This is a genomic window from Caulobacter sp. UC70_42 (assembly GCF_044056025.1).
In the GTDB taxonomy this organism is placed as follows: domain Bacteria; phylum Pseudomonadota; class Alphaproteobacteria; order Caulobacterales; family Caulobacteraceae; genus Caulobacter.
Genome location: NZ_CP171994.1, coordinates 4722345 through 4743748 on the forward strand (window position 1 = coordinate 4722345; position 21404 = coordinate 4743748).

General features: G+C 67.8%; 13 protein-coding genes and 4 pseudogenes. 3 read left to right on the plus strand and 14 right to left on the minus strand.

The window, feature by feature from the left end; genetic code table 11:
• Positions 1-162: 162 nt before the first annotated feature.
• From guaA to ACHMW8_RS23810, 7 genes and pseudogenes are all read right to left on the minus strand, one after another.
• Positions 163-1725 (minus strand): glutamine-hydrolyzing GMP synthase, encoded by a 1563-nt coding sequence (guaA, locus tag ACHMW8_RS23780; RefSeq protein WP_125157508.1) that lies wholly within the window; start codon positions 1723-1725, stop codon positions 163-165.
• A gap of 30 nt (positions 1726-1755) precedes the next feature.
• Complete coding sequence (locus ACHMW8_RS23785; RefSeq protein ID WP_395443977.1) at positions 1756-3033, minus strand: RsmB/NOP family class I SAM-dependent RNA methyltransferase; 1278 nt, start codon at positions 3031-3033, stop codon at positions 1756-1758.
• Complete coding sequence (locus ACHMW8_RS23790; RefSeq protein WP_125157506.1) at positions 3033-3428, minus strand: MAPEG family protein; 396 nt, start codon at positions 3426-3428, stop codon at positions 3033-3035. Before ACHMW8_RS23790 ends, ACHMW8_RS23785 begins: the two co-directional genes overlap by 1 nt.
• A 3-nt stretch (positions 3429-3431) precedes the next feature.
• Entirely contained in the window at positions 3432-4895 is a 1464-nt protein-coding gene (gene guaB / locus ACHMW8_RS23795) for an IMP dehydrogenase (protein ID WP_125157505.1), read from the minus strand.
• A 155-nt stretch (positions 4896-5050) separates the two neighbouring features.
• Positions 5051-6097: pseudogene (locus tag ACHMW8_RS23800) on the minus strand (potassium channel family protein).
• A pseudogene (locus tag ACHMW8_RS23805) lies at positions 6094-6804 on the minus strand (RlmE family RNA methyltransferase). Before ACHMW8_RS23805 ends, ACHMW8_RS23800 begins: the two co-directional pseudogenes overlap by 4 nt.
• Positions 6801-7910 carry a Ppx/GppA phosphatase family protein gene (locus ACHMW8_RS23810; RefSeq protein WP_395443978.1) on the minus strand — a complete coding sequence of 370 codons (1110 nt, stop codon included), beginning with the start codon at positions 7908-7910 and terminating at the stop codon, positions 6801-6803. Before ACHMW8_RS23810 ends, ACHMW8_RS23805 begins: the two are co-directional and overlap by 4 nt.
• Positions 7911-8073: 163 nt before the next feature.
• Between ACHMW8_RS23810 and hspQ the strand changes: the two genes are divergently transcribed.
• Complete coding sequence (gene hspQ / locus ACHMW8_RS23815) at positions 8074-8403, plus strand: heat shock protein HspQ (RefSeq protein ID WP_125157501.1); 330 nt, start codon at positions 8074-8076, stop codon at positions 8401-8403.
• A gap of 81 nt (positions 8404-8484) precedes the next feature.
• Positions 8485-9370: pseudogene (gene phhA, locus ACHMW8_RS23820) on the plus strand (phenylalanine 4-monooxygenase).
• Here phhA and ACHMW8_RS23825 read toward each other — a convergent pair.
• A complete protein-coding gene (locus ACHMW8_RS23825; protein WP_395443979.1) occupies positions 9325-10392 on the minus strand; it encodes an acyltransferase family protein in 1068 nt (355 codons plus the stop codon). The pseudogene phhA and the gene ACHMW8_RS23825 sit on opposite strands and share 46 nt — an antisense overlap.
• Before the next feature lie 286 nt (positions 10393-10678).
• Here ACHMW8_RS23825 and ACHMW8_RS23830 point away from each other — a divergent pair, with 286 nt between their 5' ends.
• Positions 10679-11479, plus strand: coding sequence for a LytTR family DNA-binding domain-containing protein (locus ACHMW8_RS23830; protein ID WP_395443980.1), 801 nt, complete (start codon positions 10679-10681; stop codon positions 11477-11479).
• 158 nt (positions 11480-11637) lie between these two features.
• On the opposite strand, the gene ACHMW8_RS23835 is transcribed toward ACHMW8_RS23830, so the two are convergent.
• The 6 genes and pseudogenes from ACHMW8_RS23835 to ACHMW8_RS23860 form a co-directional block, all read right to left on the minus strand.
• Positions 11638-12138 carry a GNAT family N-acetyltransferase gene (locus ACHMW8_RS23835; RefSeq protein ID WP_395443981.1) on the minus strand — a complete coding sequence of 167 codons (501 nt, stop codon included), beginning with the start codon at positions 12136-12138 and terminating at the stop codon, positions 11638-11640.
• Positions 12135-13475 (minus strand): N-succinylarginine dihydrolase, encoded by a 1341-nt coding sequence (gene astB, locus ACHMW8_RS23840; RefSeq protein ID WP_395443982.1) that lies wholly within the window; start codon positions 13473-13475, stop codon positions 12135-12137. Before astB ends, ACHMW8_RS23835 begins: the two co-directional genes overlap by 4 nt.
• A complete protein-coding gene (gene astD, locus ACHMW8_RS23845; RefSeq protein WP_395443983.1) occupies positions 13472-14923 on the minus strand; it encodes a succinylglutamate-semialdehyde dehydrogenase in 1452 nt (483 codons plus the stop codon). Before astD ends, astB begins: the two co-directional genes overlap by 4 nt.
• The gene (locus ACHMW8_RS23850) at positions 14920-15924 is read right to left on the minus strand and encodes an arginine N-succinyltransferase (protein ID WP_125157494.1); all 1005 of its coding nucleotides are present in this window, start codon (positions 15922-15924) and stop codon (positions 14920-14922) included. Before ACHMW8_RS23850 ends, astD begins: the two co-directional genes overlap by 4 nt.
• Positions 15925-17169 carry a hydrolase gene (locus ACHMW8_RS23855; RefSeq protein WP_395443984.1) on the minus strand — a complete coding sequence of 415 codons (1245 nt, stop codon included), beginning with the start codon at positions 17167-17169 and terminating at the stop codon, positions 15925-15927.
• 102 nt (positions 17170-17271) lie between these two features.
• Positions 17272-21403: pseudogene (locus ACHMW8_RS23860) on the minus strand (translocation/assembly module TamB domain-containing protein).
• Between the last annotated feature and the right edge of the window lies 1 nt (position 21404).

Below are 21404 nucleotides of genomic sequence, written 5' to 3' on the forward strand. Positions count from 1 at the left end.
GCTCGCCCTCGCGAGCAAGGTCGCGGGCGTACCGTCAATCGCACGAAATTTGAACTGGCTCCCCTCGATCGTCGCCGATCGTTAGAGAGCCAGAACACTTATTATTTCAATGACTTAACCGATATTCGCGATGGTCCGCGAAGGTCCCCGAAAGGCCCTGAATCATTCCCACTCAATCGTGCCGGGCGGCTTGCTGGTCACGTCGTAGACCACCCGGTTGACGCCTCGGACTTCATTGATGATCCGCGTGGCGGTCTTGCCCAGGATCGGCCAGGGGAATTCGAAAAAGTCGGCGGTCATGCCATCGGTCGAGGTGACGGCGCGCAGGGCCAGGACGTTCTCATAGGTGCGGGCGTCGCCCATGACGCCGACGGTCTTCACCGGCAGCAGCACGGCGAAGGCCTGCCAGATCTGGTCGTAGAGACCGGCGTTGCGGATCTCCTCCAGATAGATGGCGTCGGCGTCCTGCAGGACCTTGACCTTCTCGGGCGTGATCTCGCCGGGGATGCGGATGGCCAGGCCCGGACCGGGGAACGGATGGCGCCCCACGAAGGCCGGGGCCAGACCCAGCTCGACGCCCAGGGCGCGAACCTCGTCCTTGAACAGCTCGCGCAGCGGCTCGACCAGCTTCAGCTTCATGTAGTCCGGCAGGCCCCCAACATTGTGGTGGCTCTTGATCACCGCCGAGGGGCCGCCCCGGGCCGAGACGCTTTCGACGACATCAGGATAGAGCGTGCCCTGGGCCAGGAACTGTGCGCCGTCGATCTTGGCGGCTTCCTTGTCGAAGACGTCGATGAACAGACGGCCGATGGTTTTGCGCTTGGTCTCCGGGTCAGTGACGCCGGCCAGTTCGCCCAGGAACAGCTCGCCGGCGTCCACGTGGACCAGCGGGATGTTGTAATGGTCGCGGAAGAGCGTCACGACCTGCTCGGCCTCGTTCTTGCGCAAGAGGCCCGTGTCGACGAACACGCAGGTCAGCTGGTCGCCGATCGCCTCGTGGATCAGGACGGCGGCCACCGAGCTGTCGACGCCGCCCGACAGGCCGCAGATCACCTTGCCGGTCCCGACCTGGTCGCGGATCTTCTGGACCATCTCCTGACGGAAGGCCGCCATGGTCCAGTCGCCCTTAAGGCCGGCGATGTTGAACAGGAAGTTGCGGTAGATCTTGGCGCCGTTGACCGTGTGGACCACCTCGGGGTGGAACTGCACGGCGTAGATCTTCTTCTCGTCATTGGCGATCGCCGCGAATGGCGCGCCGGTCGAGGTGGCGATGACCTCGAAACCTTCGGGGATGGCGGTGACACGGTCGCCATGGCTCATCCAGACGGTTTCCAGCCCGCCGATGTCGGCCAGACCCTGGAATAGCGGGCTGACCTTGCCGATGGTCAGTTCGGCGCGGCCGAACTCGCCGGCATGTCCGCCCTCGACCCGGCCGCCCATCACGTCGCACAGCAACTGCTGGCCGTAGCAGACCGCCATGAGCGGCACGCCCAGCTCGAAGAGTTTCTTGCCGATGCGGGGGCTGTCATCCTCCAGCACGCTGGCGGGGCCGCCCGACAGGATGATGGCCGACGGCTTGTAGCCGTCGACCAGATCCTCGGCCTTGTCGAACGGATGGATCTCGCAATAGACGCCGGCCTCGCGCACCCGGCGCGCGATCAGCTGGGTCACCTGGCTGCCGAAGTCGACGATCAGGACGCGCTGGTGGTGGGTTTCGGTGGTCATCGGCGGGTCTCCAGCGGTCTATCGGGCGGATCAGGGCGTATACGAGGATCGCTCCAGCACGGCGGCGAAGAAGCCGTCCGTTCCGGCGCGGTAAGGAGTCAGGCGCAGATAGCCTTCGGGCGTGACGTGCTCGACGCCCTCCAGAGCGATCGGCTTTACGGTGAATTCCGGGTGGCGCTCGAGGAATCCGGCGACGCGGTCCTCGTTCTCATCGGTCAGCAGCGAGCAGGTCACGTACACCATGCGGCCGCCAGCCTTCACGAAGGTCGAGGCGTCCTCCAGCACGCTGTCCTGCTCGATCTGGCGCTTGGCCAGCTGGTCCGGCGACAGGCGCCACTTGGCGTCGGGATGGCGACGCCAGGTGCCAGCGCCGGTGCAGGGGGCGTCGACGAACACAACGTCGATCTTGCCTTCCAGGCCCTTCAACGGCGTGGCTTCGATCGGCGAGCGGATCTGCAGGTTGCGGACCCCTGCCCTCTGGCCGCGCCGGATACAGTCGGCCAGGCGGCGAGCGTCGCTGTCGTGGGCGAAGATCTGGCCGGTGTTGCCCATAGCGGCGGCGAGCGCGAGCGTCTTGCCGCCCCCGCCGGCGCAGAAGTCTAGCACCTGCTTGCCCTTGACCTCGCCGGCCACGGCGGCGGCGATCTGCGAGCCCAGGTCCTGCACCTCGAACCAGCCCTTGGAGAAGGCCGGCACGGCTTCCACCGATGGCGTGCGGTCTGCGGCGGCCGGAGGCGGGATGCGGAAGGCGTTTGGCAGGATCCCCGCCGGCGTGGCGTGGATGGGGGCCAGGGCCTTGGCGGCGCGCTCGGCGTCGGTCTTCAGCGTGTTGACCCGCAAGTCGACCGGCGCGCGCTCGGACAGCGCCCGCATCTCGACGGCCTGGTCGGCGCCGAAAGCCCGGACCAGGCGCGGCTCCAGCCAGTCGGGATAGTCGCCAGCGACCGGCGCTGGGGCGCCGTCCAGCGAAACCGGGTTCGCGAGGCGCTCTCGCTCGGCGTCGGTCAACGCACCGAAGCCGTGTTCCTCCGAGGCGGCCTCGGCGATCCGCTCCGGCGTCCAGTTCCAGACGAAGGCCAGCACGCCCAGCACGACGCCTCGCGCGCTAACGTCGCCCATCATCCAACCCAGCGAACGCTTGCGGCGCAGGGCGTCCAGCACCAGGCCCGAGACGAAGGCGCGGTCCTTCGAACCGGCGTACCGCGCCGTCTCGCCCCAGCGCTTCAAGGCCATTTTCGAGGGGAAATGCCGTGTCTCGATCTCGGTCAAAACCTCGATCGCCGCCGAAACCCGTCCGCCGTCGCGCATCAGACCACCAGGGCCGCGAGCAGCATCAAGATCCCGACCATCGAGGCGACCCAGGTCAAGCTGCGCACATAGGGCACGCCGAAGGCATAGAGCGGAATATAGACGGCCCGGGCCGCCACATAGATCAGCGCGCCCACCGAGGTGAGCTCGCCCAGGCGGCCGCCCAGATAGTCGACTAACACCAGGGCCGCGAAGAACGGAAACGTCTCGCGGAAATTGGCGAAGGCGCGTTCCAGACGCCCCGCGACGCCGGTCAGCACGACCGGCTCGTCACGGGGACCCGCGTTCCACTTCAAGCCGCGCTGGGGCTGGGCGGCCACGGCCGCCCACAAAAGGTGGACGATCCCGATCAGGACCGCCGCCGCCAGCATCTGCAGCTCGAAGGCCATCCGCATCGCCTAGACCGCGCTCGGATAGTTCGGGGCTTCGCGCGTGATCATCACGTCGTGAACGTGGCTTTCACGCAGGCCCGCGCCCGTGATGCGCACGAACTTGGCGCGCGCCTGCAGCTCGGGGATGGTCGGCGCGCCGACATAGCCCATGGCCGCGCGAAGGCCGCCGACCAGCTGGTGCAGAACCGGCGAGATCGGGCCCTTGAACGGGGTCTGCCCCTCGATGCCTTCCGGCACCAGCTTGAAGCTGTCCGTCACTTCCTTCTGGAAGTACCGGTCGGCCGAGCCGCGAGCCATGGCGCCCACAGACCCCATGCCGCGATAGCTCTTGTACGAGCGGCCCTGGTACAGGAACACCTCGCCCGGCGCCTCTTCGGTGCCGGCGAACATGGAGCCCATCATGGCGGTCGAGGCCCCGGCCGCGATGGCCTTGGCCAGATCGCCCGAGTACTTGATGCCGCCGTCGGCGATGATCGGGGTGTTGCTCTCGCGACCGGCGCGCACGGCTTCCATGATGGCGGTCAGCTGCGGCACGCCCACGCCCGCGACGATGCGGGTGGTGCAGATCGAGCCGGGGCCGATACCGACCTTCACCGCGTCGGCGCCGGCGTCGATCAGGGCGCGGGCGGCGTCATAGGTGGCGATGTTGCCGGCGACGATCTGGACGCGGTTGGCTTCGCGCTTCAGGCGGCTGACAGCCTGGGCGACCTGGCTGGAGTGGCCGTGGGCCGTGTCGATGACGACGACGTCGACGCCAGCATCCACCAGACCCATCGAGCGCTCGAAACCGGCGTCGCCGACGGTCGAGGCCGCGCCGACCAGCAGGCGGCCCTTGTCGTCCTTGGCGGCCAGGGGGTGAGCCTGGGCCTTCTCGATGTCCTTCACCGTGATCAGGCCGACGGCGCGATAGGCCTCGTCGACGACGATCAGGCGTTCGATCTTGTGCTTGCGAAGCAACTCGCGCGCTTCGATCTGGTCGACGCCCTCGCCCACCGTGATCAGGCCCTCACGGGTCATGATCGCCGAGGCCGGGACATTGGCGTCGCCCTCGAAGCGCATATCGCGATTGGTGACGATGCCGACCAGCTTGCCCGTGCCGCGCTCCACCACGGGGAAACCCGAGATCTTGCGGCGGGCCGTGATCTCGCGGATCTCGGCCAGGGTGGTGTCGGGATGGATGGTCAGCGGATTGATGACCATGCCGCTTTCGTAGCGCTTGACCTCGCGCACCTGATCCGCCTGCTCCTCGTTGGTGAGGTTGCGGTGCAGGATGCCCAGACCGCCGGCCTGCGCCATGGCGATGGCGAGGCGGCTTTCGGTCACCGTGTCCATGGCCGCGGACACAAGCGGAATGTTCAGACTGATTTCACGCGTGAACCGGGTCTCGGTCGTCACCTGGGTGGGCATGACGTCGGACGGGCCGGGTTCGAGCAAAACGTCGTCGAAGGTAAGCCCTTCGCGAATCTCCATCGGAGTCTCCATTTTGCGGCGCGGATATAGCCGTGAGGCCGGGCGTTGTCGACCCGCCGCGAAGGCGAAATGGGGATCATTTTTTCCAAGGTCGGGCGAACCCTCGCGCCAGACCCGCCCAACGAGGCATCTGGCGCCCCAGGACGTCGTCGATGTCAGGTTTCCATCGTCGGCAGTCCCAGCCGCCCCAGCTTCGAGACGACCGCCACGCCATCGCCAGCGTGAATCACCTCGTCGGGCTTTGGCCCATCGATGACCCGGCCATCGCTTCGATCGAGGCGGACGACGAGCAGGCCTCCCCCCCGTCGTTCGAAATCGCCGACCGTTACGCGGCGCGCCGCGAACGACGCCGGGGCGGTGACCACGCTGAGGTCCAGACCGAGCGCGGCGAGGTCCTCCTCGCGCGCGCGCGTGTCGGACCGTCCCTCGCGCAGGAAATTGGCCAGCCGGGGGTAGAGGATGATCTCGGCGATCCGCTCGGCGCCGATATGGGCCGGCATAACCACCTTGTCCGCGCCCGCCTGGATCAGCTTGCGCTCGGTGCTTGGCCGCTCCCCGCGGGCGATGATCTCCAGCTTGGATTCAGGCTGCGCGCCGACAGGGTGATGTAGACGTTGGCCGCGTCGTCGGGCAGCACGGTCGCCAGGACCTTGGCCCGCTCCACATGCATGGCCCGCAGCACGTCCTCGTCGGTGGCGTCGGCGTGGCGACAGAGGAAGTCCAACGCCCTCGCCTCGCGGCAGCGCTCTTCGTCGCGCTCCACGATCACGAAAGTCTCGCCCGCGGCGCTCAGTTCGCTGGCCAGCATCAGCCCAATGCGACCGAAGCCGCAGATGACGATGTGACCCTCCAGCTTGTCGATGTCGCGTTCCACGCGCTTTCCAAAGAAATGTTCGAGTTGCGATTGGGTCAGGGCCTGAACCAGGGCGCCGGTGACGATAATGACTTCCGGTGCATCCGAACACCATCGTGGCCATGGTGACGCCGTGCAAGTAATCAGTGTTGATCGGCCTGACCTCGCCATAACCCACCGTGAAGATGGTCAGGGTCACCATGTAGAGGGCTTCATCGAACGACCAGCCCGCTCGCATGTAGGCCAATATCGCGCACGCGGCGACGATCAGGACGAAAACTACCGCCAGACCCAGATTGCGGAAGGGCCGCGCGATCAGCTTCTCAATCACGCCGCTCTGGCCGTTCACCGTCCCTTGAACCCCGTCGCGACCAGGAAGACCTCCGAGCTGTCGGCGCGGCTGGCCTTGGGCTTGAAGTGCTGGACCTTGTCGAAGTGGCGCTTGAGGCGACCAATGACCTCGGCGGTCTCGCCGCCCTGGAAGGCCTTGGCGACGAAAGCGCCGCCCGGCTTCAGCACGTCGATGGCGAACTCCGCCGCGATCTCGATCAGGCCGACGATGCGCAGGTGATCGGTCTCGCGGTGGCCGACGGTGTTGGGCGCCATGTCGGAGAGCACGATGTCCGGCGGGCCGTCCAGCAGCTCCAGAAGCTTGCCCGGCGCGTCGTCGGCGGTGAAGTCCATCTCCAGGATGTGGGCCGGCGCCACCGGGTCGACGGGCAGAAGATCGATTCCCGCCAGTTGAGTCACCCCGCGCTCGACGGCGATCTGCAGCCAGCCGCCCCGGCGCGCAGCCCAGGTCGATGACCTTCGCGCCCTTGTGGAAGAAGCGGAACTTGTCGTCGATCTCGCTGATCTTGAAGGCCGCGCGGCTGCGATAGCCCAAGGCGCGGGCCTTGGCCGAGAACGGATCGTTGATCTGGCGCTCCAGCCAGGCCTGCTGGCTGGGCGTGCGACCATAGGCGGTCTTCAGGCGCGCGGGCTTGGCGCGGCCGCCTTCGGTGCCTCCGGCCGGCGGCTTGACCATGCGCTTGCGGGAGGCTCTTCATCGCTCATGCGGCTACCGGCTTCTTGGACGATCCGCCGCGACGACGCCGACGCGGGCGCTTCTGCTGGTCGGACATCAGGGACATCAGAAGCCCCTCTCTAAGCCCTCGGTCGGCGACACGCACGCGCGAACATGGCCACAGCTCCTGAACGGCCTGGAGAATGGCCGCGCCGGCGAGGACGAGATCGGCCCGATCCGCGCCGATGCACGGCTCCAGGGCCCGCTCGGCCGCCGTCAGCCCCTGCAGGCGTTCGGACGCCGCGTCGCAGTCGGCGCGATCCATCCAGAGGCCATCGACGATGTTGCGGTCGTAGCGCGGCAGGCCCAGATGCAGGCCCGCCAGGCTGGTGATCGCCCCGGACGTGCCGATCAGGTGCGCCCTGCCCTCCGCGAAGATCTCGCGCATCGGCTCGGCGTGCGGGAAGGCCTCGATCCGGGCCTTGACGTCTTCGACCATGGCCCGAAACCAGCCTTCCTCGGCGCGCTCGCCCTCGGGGAAGCGCTCGGCCAGGGTGACGACGCCGACGGGGATCGACAGCCAGGCCTTGATCGGCAGCTTCCAGGCGGCGAACTGGCGCGGCTTGGCGTCGAGACCGCCGCCCTTCAGATCGACCCAGGACAGCTCCGTCGAGCCGCCGCCGACATCGACCACCAGGGCCGCGTCCTGTGCGCGGTCGAACAGGCTCATGCAGCCGGCGACCGAAAGCTGGGCCTCCTCGCGCGGGCTGATGATGTGCAGCTTGAGGCCGGTCTCTTCCTGCACGCGCCGGACGAAGTCGGGGCCATTGGTCGCACCCCGACAGGCCTGGGTGGCCACGGCCTTCACGCGGATCGCCTTGCGACGACGGATCTTCTCGGCGCAGACCTTCAGGGCCGCCAGCGAGCGCTCCATGGCCGCCTCGGACAGCTGGCCGGTCTGCGACAGCCCTTCGCCAAGACGCACGATGCGGGAATAGGCCTCGACGACGCGGAACCCGCGCGGCGTGGGCGTGGCCACCAGAAGGCGGCAGTTGTTGGTCCCCAGGTCGAGCGCCGCGTAGCAAGCGACGGACTCCTCCTGAGACCTCCGGCGCCGGCCGTGTGGCGCGCCGGGCGCGCGCGGCGCCTCCGACATGGTCTCTACTACCTGTCTCGCAGGCCTTCGCGAACGGTCGCGAAGCCTCACTTCGAGTTGACCATAGCACGGCGCTCGCCTCTCGAAAGGCGCCCGCTTGTGTTCCGCGTTCTGACCTCTACGTTCAGGATTCAGTCAGGTCCGCCCGGCTATCCTTAACGCCATGAACTCGAGACTCGCCAAATTCGCGATCGGACAGGTCGTCAGGCACCGCATCTTCCCGTTCCGGGGCGTGGTGTTCGACGTCGACCCTGTGTTCGCCAATACCGAGGAATGGTGGCAGTCCATCCCGGAAGACATCCGGCCGACCAAGGACCAGCCCTTCTATCACCTGCTGGCCGAGAACGAGGACAACAGCTACGTCGCCTATGTGTCCGAGCAGAACTTGCTGCCCGACGATAGCGGCGAGCCCGTAGGGCACCCCCAGACCGCGGTGATCTTCGAGTCCTTCGATCACGGGCTTTACAAGCTTCGTCCCCGGATCTCGCACTGAGAACAAGGTTTCTCCGCCGAACCCCGCTTTCGGCGCAAACTCCGAACAGCATTTGCGAAAATCCGGGCGTAGCGTCTCTCCATGAGCGGAGATGGCTTTAGCAACGGACCGCCCCCCGGGCGCTCGCCCCGACTGGACGATCGATCAGGGCTGGGAAACCTATTCCCCGGCCGAGCACGACGTCTGGATCACCCTGTACGAGCGCCAGGCCGACATGTTGCACGGCCGCGCCTGCGACGCGTTCATGCGCGGTCTCGACGCGCTGGACCTGCACCGCACCGGCATTCCCGACTTCAATCGCATCAACGAGGAACTCCAACGCCTGACCGGTTGGAGCGTGGTCGCCGTGCCAGGCCTGGTGCCCGACGACGTGTTCTTCGATCACCTAGCCAATCGGCGCTTCCCGGCCGGCCAATTCATCCGCAAGCCCCACGAGTTGGACTATCTGCAGGAGCCGGACATCTTCCACGATGTCTTCGGCCACGTGCCGATGCTGACCGACCCGGTCTTCGCCGACTACATGCAGGCCTATGGCCAAGGCGGCCAGCGCGCGGTGGGACTGGGGCGCCTGACCAACCTCGCCCGCCTCTACTGGTACACGGTGGAGTTTGGCCTGATGAAGACACCCGCTGGGCTACGGATCTACGGGGCCGGCATCGTCTCGTCGCGCGCGGAGTCGATCTTCGCCCTGGACGATCCTTCGCCCAACCGCATCGGTTTCGACCTGGAACGTGTGATGCGCACCAATTACCGGATCGACGACTTCCAGCAGGCCTATTTCGTGATCGACTCGATCCAGACCCTGCAGGAGGTGACGCTGCGCGACTTCAGCGCCCTTTATGAGCGCCTGGCGGGGGCCAGCGAAATCGGTGTCGCCGAGATCCTCCCCGGCGACACCGTCATCACGCGCGGCACTCAGGCCTATGCGAAGGCCGGCGGGCGCTTGGCCTCTGCTCCAGCCGGCTGACCTTTCAGGCCGAACAGAATCCGCACGCCGGGGATGCGCCGGACGATCTCGTAGGTGGCGAAGCAGCCAGCGAAGGTCGCCACGACCAGGATCGCGCCCTCCAGCCCCTGGGGCAGGCCAAGCTTCGCCAGATGGTAGGCCATGACCACGATCAGGGTCTGGTGCACCAGGTAGAACGGGAAAACGCCCAGGGTCAGGTAGCGCAGCGCCGGTCCGCCCTTGTTGGTCAGGTGCTTCGCGCCGAAGCCCAGGATAGCGACGATGGCGCACCAGGTATCGGCGGCGAAGACGAAACGCATCAGCAGCTTCAGTTGCGGCGGCGGGACGGCCGTGTCGCTGCGATAGGTCCAGACATAGACGCTCCAGCCCGCCCAGGCGGCGACAGCCAGCGCCAGAGCCAGCCAGCGCATGGCGGTCAGGCGATCGCGCAGAACCTCGGACTTGGCGAGGCCGAAGCCCAGCAGGAAGGCGCTGAACGAGACGGCGTGGACATAGTGGTCGCCGACCAGGGCGTGGGTCTCGCCATACTTGGCGTAGAGCGTGGCGCGCAGCATCCCCAGGAACAGGATCGGCCAGGCGAACAGACCCACGCCCTTCAGCGTCCACTCGGCGGCCTTCTGGATGTGCTGGCCTGCCTTCTTCCAGACCAGCAGCATGACGGCCAGGACCAGGGTGTAGAAGAGCAGATAGGCCACGAACCACATGTGGTTCCAGGTCGGTGTGGTCAGGCACTCGCCGTCGGTCCCGCACCAGTGTCCCGAGGCCGTGGCGTAGCGGATCCAGAAGTTGTGGACCGTCAGACCGCTGTTCGGATGCAAGGCGATGTACTCGACCACCTGGTAGTAGGACTGCGGTGGCACGATCACGAACATGGCGAACAGCAGCGGCGGCAGCAGCCGTGCGATCCGCGCCCAGGTCAGTTTCCCGACCGATGTCTTGTCGGCCATGAACCGCGTCGCCGCGCCCGAGACCAGGAACAGCAGGGTCAGCCGCCAGGGATTGGTCAGCAGCATGAAGGGCATCAGGCCCTCGAACGATGTGCGGCGACTTCACATGCCATTCCCACGGCACGTAAAACATGCCGGTGTGGTAGAGGATCAGCAGGAAGAACGCGCCGACCCGAATCCAGTCGAGGTCGTAGCGCCGGTCGAGGGGTAGGACTGTCGTGGTCATGAAGAGGCGTCCGGCTTGAAAAGCGATGCCAAGGACCTGACGCAGCGCGCCCCGGCCAGCCAAGCGTCCGGGGATCAGCGGTCGCTGGCTGGGACGACCGGAAAGGCTTCAGGGACCAGCGGCGGGCTTTTCGGGATGATCGGCGAAGAACGCCTGTGGCTAACCCGCGCCTGGATTCTTGGAGCCTGTCTGATCGCGGCGATCACGGTGGTCAACGTCCTGACCATCCAGCACGACGCGCCTAGACTGGGCGTGATCAGGCCGGCGATCTGGGAGGTGAGCAGCGCGCTGGTCACCATGGTCATCTTCGGCATTCCGGCGGCCATGGCCCTCTGGATGGTGCGCAAGCAGCCGCGCTGGTGGCAGGCCGTCCCAGCGCACGTCGTCGCCGTGTTCGTCTATTCGGTCCTGCACGTCTCCAGTTTCGTGGCTCTGCGCAAACTCGGTCACGCGGTGATCCTGCACGAGGGCTACGACTTCGGCCCGATCTCGACCGAGTTCCCGTACGAGTTCCGCAAGGACATGATGTCGTACGGCCTGGCGACGATCATCTACTGGCTGGCTCTGCGGCGCAGCGCCCAGAGGCCCCCGGAGGCTTATGTCCCCGCCCCGCCCGCCACGTTCGACATACAGGCGGGCGCGCGGCTGATCCGCGTTCCCGTCGCCGAGATCCTGGCCGTGCGTTCGGCGGGCAACTATGTTGAATTCGTCCTCGCCCACGACCGACGACCACTGATGCGCTCGTCGCTGAGCGCCGTGCTGGAGGAACTGGCCCCGCGGGGCTTCGTGCGCACCCACAAGTCCTGGCTGGTCAACACGGCCCGCGTGACGGGTCTAAAGCCGGAAGGCTCTGGCGACTACGCCGTCGAGCTCGATGGCCTGGAGGCTCCGCTGTCGCGGCGCTTCCCCGAGGCCTTGGCGGCGCTACGGCGCTAGTGTCCCGATTCCGAAGTTCGCAAGCGCTTGTGGCAAACTCCGACGAACTTCGGAATCGACAAGGACACTAGTAAGCTTATGTTTCTAGTGTGCTTTTTTTGGATTTGAAGTTCGCTCAGAGCCTAATCAAAGTGCGGGCGAACTTCAAATCCAGCACACTAGAGCAGCATCCCCATCAGGATATCGTCCTCGAAGCGGCCGTCGGGGTAGAGACCGCGCTTGGCCTGACGCCCCTCCTGCTGAAAGCCCAGGCGCTCGTAGAGCCGGATGGCGTCCGGATTGCCCGCCCCGGCCGCCAGCTCGATGCGCAGCACCGGAGGACTCATGGTGCGCGCCTCGGCGATCAGGGCCATGAAGAGCTTGGAGCCGATGCCCCGTCCTTGGTGATCCGGCTGGACCGCGACCGTCACCCCGCCCAGCACGTGGGCGAAGAGCGCGATATGCTCACGGCGCGCATGGATCTCGCCGCAGATGCTCCCCTCCTGATCGACCGCCACGAGACAAACGCCGCCTGGCGTCTCGATCACGCCGCGAACATAGGCCTCCGTGATTTCCTCGGGCGTGCGCGCCAGCCGCCCCGGCTGAACCGCCGCGGCCTTGTGCGTGGCCAAGATCCCGGAAAGGTCGTCGAGGCTCGCCTGCCGGATAGTGACGCTCATGACGCCCTCTGGAATGGATAGAAGTCTCCGCCAAGGTCCAGGATCTGGCTGAGTTCGTCCAGAGCCTCCCGGCTCTCGATCAGCAGGTCGGGATCGGCCAGGTCCGCCGGCGCCAGGCGATCGCGATAGCGGCGCCGCACCCAGTCGGCCAAGACGGCGTGCAAACCCGGCGTGAACCGCTGAGCGGAATTGGTCCCCGCCAACTCGGCGTCGGTCAGGACCACCCGCAAACGCAGGCAGGCCGGTCCGCCGCCGTTGCGCATGCTCTGGCGCACATCGACATACTCCACACGCCCGATCGGACCGTTGGAAGAAGCCAGGCTCTCAGCCACCGCGAAAGCGCGCGGGTTGTCGCGCGTCTCGGCCGGGGCCAGCAGCACCAGACGGCCCTCGCCCGGAATCACCAGCAGCTGCGAATTGAACAGATAGCTGGCCACGAGATCGGCCATCGGCAGGTCAGCCTCCGAGACCTCGACGAAGGCCGGCTCGAACAGGCCCTCGGCGGCGGCGCGAACCGCTCGCTCCATCCCGGCGCGGTCCTCGAAGGCGCGTTCGTGGAAGAACAGGCACTCCCGCGTCCCGACGCAGACCACGTCGTTGTGGAACGCCCCGCCCTCGATCGCCGCGCGGCCCTGCCGCGGAAACACCGACCGCGCCGCGCCGTGACGACGCTGGATGGCCTCGAAGGCCTCGCGAGTTTGGCGGGCCGGGAACTTGCCGTCCCAATGGCCCCAGGCCTCGCGCCCCCAGACGAACAGGTTGACGCCCGGCGCGCCATGATCGGCGCAAAGCCGGACATGGTTTGCCGCGCCTTCGTCGGCGAAGTGCGGCTGGGCCGGCAGCGGGTCGTGGACGGCGAAGCGGGCTTCGTCGGGAAACAGACGACGCAGGGCGCGCGTGGTCTGCGGACCTTCCAGGCTGCGATGCAGGTTGGTCAGCAGATTGGCCGGCGTGAAGTGGACTCGGCCGTCGGCCGTATCGGCGCTGGGGGTCACCGTAGCGGCGTTGGCGGCCCACATCGGCGAGGCCGAACAGGCGGCGGCGGCCAGCGCCGGCGCGTCCTTCCAAGCCTGCTCAATCACCGCCGCTTCCGAACCGGAAAAGCCCAGCGACTTCAAGAGGCTTACAGCCGGTCGCTCATGCGGCGGCAACACGAACTGCGGGATGCCCAGATCCGCCAGGCGGCGCATCTTGCCAAGCCCTTCCAGCGCCGCGCCCTGAGGGTTCGATACCTCGCCGGCGTTCTTCTGGCTGGCCAGGTTACCCGGCGAGAGACCGACGTAGGAGTGGGTCGGCCCGACCAGGCCGTCGCAATTGGCCTCGACCGCGCTGCTCATCCGCGCAGCCCCTTGATGTCCTTCAAGGTGTCAGTGATGGACGGCGCCTCGAAACTGGCGACCGGATAGGCGCAGTAGTCGGCGGCGTAATAGGCGCTGGGCCGGTGGTTGCCGGAGGCGCCCAGGCCGCCGAACGGCATCGAACCCGCCGCGCCTGTCGTCGGCCGGTTCCAGTTCACCACCCCGGCGCGAATTCGGTTCAGGAACTGATCCCAACGCTTTGACTCGTTGGAGATAAGCCCCGCCGACAGACCATAGCGTGTGGCGTTGGCGGCTTTCAGCGCCTCGTCGTAGGTGGCCACGCGGCGCACCTGCAGCCACGGCGCGAATAGCTCCTCGTCGGGCGTGTCAACGCCGGTGACGTCGACGATCCCAGGCGTCACGAAGGCCTCGCTGAGCCCCTCGACCGACCTTAGAGAACGGATGCGCTCGCCGCCCATGGTGTCAGCGATGGCGCGAGCGGCCTCGGCGGCGCGAGCCGAGATCAGCGGCCCCATGAACGCTTCGCCTTCCCCGTTCCAAGGTCCGATCGAGAGCCGGTCGGCCAGGACCGCTGTCGCCTCGATCACCTTCCGGCCGAAGGCGTCGTCCGGCAAGATCAGACGCCGGGCGCACGAACAGCGCTGGCCCGTGGTGATGAAGGCCGACTGCACGACCAGCGCCGCGACGGCCTCCGGGTCATCCGCGTCCCAGACCACCAGCGGATTGTTGCCGCCAAGCTCAAGGGCCAGGATCACATCGGGTCGGTCGGCGAAGTGGCGGCGGAAGAAGGTTCCAGCGGCGGCCGAGCCCGTGAACAGCAGGCCATCGATCTCCTGGTTGATCAGCGCCTGGCCGGTCTCCCGCCCCCCTTGAACGAGATTGACGACGCCCGCCGGCGCGCCAGCCGCCTCGAAAGCCTCGACCATCAGCTGACCGGCCAGGGGGGTCTCTTCCGACGGCTTGAACACCACGGTGTCGCCCGCCAGCAGCGCCGGCACGATATGGCCGTTGGGCAGGTGGCCGGGAAAGTTGAACGGTCCCAACACCGCCATGACGCCATGGGCCCGATGGCGCAGCACGGCGCGGCCGAACGGCATGGCGTTCTCGGTGACGCCCGTGCGCTCGTCATAGGCCTTGATCGACAGGTCGACCTTGCCGGCCATCGAGCCCAGTTCGGCCTTCGTTTCCCAAAGAGCCTTGCCAGTCTCGCGGCTCAGGGCCTCGGCGAAGGCGGCGGCGCGCTCGACCAGGATCTCCTTGTAGCGGCGAAGGACAGCTATGCGCGCCTCGCGCGGCTGATCGGCCCAGGCGGGGAAGGCCCGGTGCGCCGCGGCCACAGCCTCGGCGACGTCGGCCTCATTGGCGGCCGCTTCGCGCCATACCGCCTCGCCGGTCGCCGGGTCGGTCGAGACTAGCTCCGGACCGCGCCCCGAACGCCACTTCCCGTCGATGAACAAGCCGCTCATGCCTTCACCCGCACCATGTCGCCTTCATGCACGCCCAAGGCTTGCGCCGTCTCCCGCCCCAGGATCGCGGTCTCGCCGTCGATCAGCGCAGGCGCTCGCACCGCCCGGAACCGGGCAAGCGCGCCAGTGGAGATCAGGGCCTCCTCGCCGAAGGCGTCCTCGCCGATCTTCACCCACAGGCTGCGCGCCTCGCGGACCGTCTTGATGTCGTCGCGCCGCGCGGCGACGGTTGGCCCGGCGTCGAAGATGTCGATCAGGCCCTGATAGCGAAAGCCCTCGGTCTCCAGCATGGCCCGCGCCGCCTCGCCTTCCCGGTGGACGCGGCCCAGCACCTCGCTGGCCTCCTTGGGCAGCAGCTCGGCGTAGATCGGATGACGCGGCGCCAGGTCGAGGATGAACTGGCCGTCGGTCGAGGCGCTCATCATGTCGGCCTCGTCGAACTCCAGGCGGAAGAACTTGCTGGCCACGTGCTCCCAGAACGGGCAACCGCCATCCTCGTCGAACCAGCCGCGCAGCTCGGCCAGCACCATCTCGGCGAAACGCTGGGGCTCAAGGCCGATCAGCATGTAGCGCGACTGGGCGAGCAGGCGCCCCGCCCCGCCCTTGCGGCGCTCGGGCCGCAGGAACAGCGAACCGACCTCCGACCATCCGGCGCATTCATTGACCAGCACCAGGGCCCGGTGATCGAAGCGCTTCTCCAGGGTCGGCGACGACTGGGCCAGGGTGACCACCCGGAACGAAAAGTGCGGCCGCTTCAGCCCCACCCCCGCCTTGACCCCAGCGACGCCGATCACGTCATTGGCCTCCAGGTCCTCCAGCATCAAGGTGTACCAGGCCTCGGGCGGGGCGACACCGGACTGGAAGCTGGCCTCCGACAGCGCCAGGCGCGCACGCAGGGTCGGCTCATCCTCGGGCAGGCTGGTGAAGCCGCGACCGGACAAGACGGCCAGCTCCATCAGGGCGTCGAAGTCGGCGGGGCCGGCGGGACGGACGACAAGCATTCAGATACTCCCCATGGCCGCGTGGATCGCCCTGGCGTCGATCTCGCCGCTGGCCAGTTTCATCAGGATCAGGGCCGAGAGCTGGGCGCGCTCGACGAAGCTCTCGGGAAAGGCGTGCTCGGCCTCGCTATGAATGTCGCCGCCCCGCACGCCCAGGGTGTCGACGTTCGGCAACCCCGAAGCGAATAGGTTGTTGCCCTCGCAGACGCCGCCGGATGGCTTCCAGACGATGTCCTGTCCGAGCAGCGCGCCGACGTCCTTCACCGCCCCGAAGAGCTGCTGCTGGGCGGCGTTGAACGGCTTGGCGCCGCGGGTGATCATGCCATGCAGGTGCGCGTGCAGGTCGTCGCCAATCTCGCCGACGATGCGGGCCACCTCGCCCTCGAACCAGGCGGCGGCCTGCGCTTCAGGGAAGCGGACGTTGAAGCGGACCACCGCCACGTCCGGCACCATGTTCAGCGGCGCGCCGCCGTCGATGCGCGCGACATTGACCGTGACGCCGTCGCGATGGCCGTTCAGCCTGTGCAGCTTCTCGGCCACGCGCGCCGCGCCGATGATGGCGTTGCGGCCAGCGGCGAAGTCGCGGCCGGCATGGGCCGCGCGGCCGTGGATGACGATGTGGAAGTTGCCCGAGCCCTTGCGAGCCGAGGCCAGGGCCCCGTCGGCGAGAGCCGGCTCATAGGTCAGGCCGACATGACCGCGCCGCGCGAAATCCGCCAGCGCGGGCCCGGAGGCGATCGAGCCAATCTCCTCGTCCGGCGACAGCAGCACGCGGTAGCCGATATTGCGCGAAGCAGGGTGGGCTTCGAACCCCTCCAGCGCCGCCAGCATGACCGAGATGCCGCCCTTCATGTCGGCGATGCCCGGACCGTGCAGCGCGCCATCGGGACGCGTTCGCACGACCTGGAACGGACTCGTTTCGGGGTAGACGGTGTCGTAGTGACCGGTCAGCACGACCTGGACCGGGGCCTCGGGACGCACCACGACAGCCAGGGATGGCGGGTGGTGAAACTCGGTCTCGCGGCCGTCGGCGGCGATCTCGCGCGAGGGCGATAGCGGTATCTCGATCGGCGCGGCGGGCAGGCGCGCGGCCGCATCGAGCAGGATTTGCCTCTGGCGCTCCAGCCCGGCCAGATGCCGGCTGCCGGAGTTGATGGCGCACCAGTCCACGGCGCGGTCGACGATCAGACCGCCATCGCGCGCGATGTGATCCAGAACCGCGCGATCTTCTGAATTGAGTCGCATGAAAAGACGGCCCTCCCTCAGTCACGATAACCAAGGGCCGCGGGTAAAACGTTGTCACCTCGAACAGAGGAAACCGGTCACCCGCGCAACAGCCTTGCTTGCTTAGTAGTCCTTTCGCCAGCGAACGGAAAGCTTGGCGTCGTTTTGGCCGCCAATGCGAGAAACCAGCGACAGCGTCCGGCGGATACGCCATTCGACCTGAGCGGCGGGTCCCTCCCGGCCGCCGCCGATGATCTCGACATAGACATCGTCGGTCACGTACTTGCCGCCCGACACCGTCATGCCCGTGGCGCTCTCGGCGAACGCCAGTCGATCGAGGCGCGCGAAGCTGCGCAGGTTGCCGATCACGTCGAAGCCGCCGCCGCCCGCCAGCGAGGCGAGCGCGGACGCCAGCTGTGCGGCCTCGATCGGTGACAGCTGCGCGGCCGAGGCGCCGAACAGCACCTGGCTGAGCACCTCGTCGCTGGGGAGCTCGGGCTTGGAGGTCAGGGTGATCTCGGGCTTGGCCGCCGTGCCCTGAATGCGAACCACCGCCGTCAGGGACGTATCCTCGCGGGTCGCCGACAGGTCCAGGCGGATGCGGTCCAACTGGCTGGACAGATAGACCACGCCGTCGTCGTCGAATTCGAACCGCTTGCCGGCGAAGTCGTACTCGCCCCGCACCATGCGCGCCACGCCCGAGAGTTGCGGGGCCAGGGACGTGCCGCCAACGTGGGCGTCCAGCGACAACTCGACATCCAGGCCGCGACCGCGCACGAACACCCGGCGCGGCGCTTTCAGGTCCAGGTCCAGGATCATGCCGCCGGTGGTCGGGCGGCGCTGCAGGCCCTGGTCCAGGTCCTGCGGGCGGTTGCGCTCGATGACGTCCATGGCCACGACGCCGACCGGCGTCTTGCTCTGGGCCGAGACGTCGGCGCGGTCGAGGGTCACCGCGCCCGTCAGCTTGATCTTGCCGTCGGCCGAGCGGTTCACCGCGGCCTGCCCGCTGGCGACGGCGGAGGCCAGATCGTTGTCGATCAGGCGGAAGCTCTTCATGTCCAGCTTGAAGTTGCCGACGCCGTCGCGCGCCAGGCTGATCCGCCCCTGACCGGAGATTGTACCGCCCTGCCCGTCCTCGCCGATGGCCTGACTGACGTCGATGGCGTTGTCGGCCAGAGCCGTTCGAAGGACGACGTTGCGCAGGCGCAGGCCAGTCTGGCCGTCCTCGAAGCCGCCATTGTCCAGGGTCGCCGAGCCCAGCAGGCGCGGATCGGCGAGCGTGCCGCCGATGCTGCCCTGCAGATTGATGCGCCCCGACAGCGAGCGGTCGGCGCCCATCAGCAGGTTCCACAGCGGCTTGATCTCGCCCTTGGCCGAGAATTGCCCCTGCACGCCGCGCTTCTTGTCGATCACCAGGCGCAGCGGCCGGGCCGAGGCCTCGACCGGCAGGACGAGGTTGGCGTCGGCCTTCAGGCCCTGGCTGTTGTCGCCGTCGGCGACAATGGTCAGGTGGCTGTCGGTCAGATCGCCATGGACCTTGGCGTTGAGCGACTGTTCGATCTTCGCGCCGCGCTCGCGGGCGTTCGACAGCCGCATGGTGAAGTCGCCGCCCAGGGTCTCGCCCTGGCCGCGCAGATTGAAGGAGCCGTCGATGTCGCCGTCGAGATCGGGGTTGAAGGCGGTGATCGCCACGCCGGCCAGTTCCGCCTTCAGCATCGCCGTGGCGCCGCCCAGGTCGGCGTCGATATCGGCGCGCCCCTTGTCGATGGCCAAGCGTAGGCGAGCCTGGGTCGGGCCATCGCCAAATCGCACCTTGGCCGTCTCGCGGGTCTTGACCTCGGTGCGGCCCATGCGGCCGGCGGCGTCGAGGCTGAGGTCGTAGATCTTGCCGTTCTGCGCCAGGTCCCCCGTGCCGCCGATGCGCCAGCGGCCACCGGGAGCCTCGCCGCGCGCATCGATCGACAGCGGCAGGCGCGCCAGCGGGCCGTCTGCCTTGATGCGCGCCGAACGGACCCTCCAGGCTCCGGTCGCGACGTCCTCGGCGGTCAGGTCCAGGGTCGCGCTGGCGCCGCCGCCACCGGGCGCGTCGACCAGCTTGGCCGCCCCCCTGACCTGGCCCTGAGGCAGGAAGGCGCCCGGGCCAATGGCGACGGTCAGGTCGGCCGTGGCCGGCAGGCCGTCACGCAGGCTCATCGCCCCCTTGGCCTTGGCGCGCCCGGCGTCGACGTCCAGTTCGCTCAGTTCGATGCCGCCCGGCGAGAAGCGGAAGGCCGTGCGGCCGCGCGCCGGACCATAGCCACTGTCGGCTTGCAGCGCCGCGACACCATCGGTGGCGTTGGGGCCACGCGCGAAGGTCAGGGTCAGATGCGCCTTGGTCAGGGGCAACATGGGCAGGTCAATGCGGTCGAAGTCGGCGTTCAGCTCGGCCTTCGGGGCGGCCAGTGTGCCGCCGACGTGGCCGTCCCCCGCCGCCTTGCCGGCGACCTCGACCGGACCGGCGCGGAACGGACCCGTCGCGGTCCAATCCAGCTTGAAGTCGAGTTCCAGGGCCTTGGCGACCGTCATCTTTCCGGAGGACTGCAAGCTGGCGTTGGTCCCCTCCAGCTTGGCGTCCGCGACGGCCAGGACGCCGTCGTTCCAGCTGGCCTTGCCGTTCAGGCGGGGCGTTGCGCCCAGCAGGCGGTCGATCTCGGGATAGCCAGTGGCGAAACCCGCCGCGCGACCGTCGACCGTGAAGCTCCAGGGCCGGTTGGCGAAGCTGTTGGCCGTCCATTTGGCGGTGACCGAACCCTTCGCGCCCGGCCGCACTGGGCCCATGCTGGCCACCTTCATGTCGCCATCAAACGACAGGCCGCCCAGCGGGCCGCGTTCGCCCTTGCCGGTGACGATGAGGTTCGGAGCATCGATGCGGGCCGATTTGATCAGGAAGCGGCCACCCTTGATCCGCGCGCCCTCGAACGTCGCCTTGGGGCTGGGGCCGAGCAGGGCCAGAATGCCCGTGCCGCCGCCGCCCGACGAGGTCGCCGCAGCCCTGATCTCCAGCTCGCCCTTGGCCCAGCGCACCTTGGCTGGTCCCTTGGCGCGCTTGAGATGGTAACCCAGCAGTTCCAGGTCGGCGACGTCGACATCGCCCTCGACCGAGAAGCCGCCCTCCTCCAGCCGGAAGACGCCGTCGGCGAGACCGCGCCCCATCTGCGGGATGGTGACGATCCGCTTCAGGGCGCCGACCTGGGCGCTGAAGGCGACGCCGTCCGGACCGGTCCGCTTCTTGGCGAGGTCCGCCAGGCCATGGCCACGCAGGGTCAGGTTTTGAGCGATGATCGCCAGGCTCAGGTCCGACAGGCCGTCCTGGGCCGTCTTCCTGCCATCGATCGTGAAGTTGGCTTCCGGCCCGAACATCTGGGCCAGACGTTTGGTCAAGGTCGAGGCCGTGAGATCGATGCGGCCTCCCGCCGAACCGCCCTGCTCTGTCCAGGCGCCCTTAGCCTCAAGCGGCGTCGTCTGGCCCGAACGCGCCGTGACGTTGAACGCCGCTCGGCTGGTCGTGCCATCGGCCTTGGCCTTGAGATCGAAGGTTCGATCCGCCGGCAGGCCCAGCGCGCCGGCGATCGCGCCCCCCATTGGCCTCGGTCGCGTCGGCGACCAGGCGCAGGCTCTTGGAGCGCCCCAGGTCGAAATCGAGGTTCAGGTGATCCCCGACATGGAGGCGCGAGGCCACGCCCAGCTTGCCCTTCTGTCCCCCTTGTCGCGCCATTTCGTAGGCGCCCGCGACGTCGAAGTCGCCATCCTTGCCGCTGAAGGCCGGGCGGGTGATCAGCCGGAACCGGAAGGCGTCGAGATCGACCGACACCGGCGCGGCGCTGGACTTCGGCCCCTTGGGCTCCATCGTCGGACGACGCAGGACGATGACATCCCGCGCATCGATGCTCTCGGCGTGGAAACGGCGGCCGAAGAGCTCGGTGGGCCGCCAGGCCACTCGCAGGTCGTGCGCCTCCAGCCAGATCCCCTTCTCGTCGGAGATGGTCAGACGGCTGACGCCAAAGCTCTTCCAGATGTCGCCCGACAGGCCTTCGATATGCAGCCTGCCGATGCGGCCCAGCTTGAGTCCCGACGCGCGAGCCTCCAGGAACATCCGGCCCTGCGGCGTGATCGGGGCCAGGCGCAGGCCTCCAGCCATGACGATCAGGATGCCGGCCAGGATCGCCGCGGCGATCAGCACCGCGCCGCCCCAGCCGATCTTCTTAGAGACCTTCACG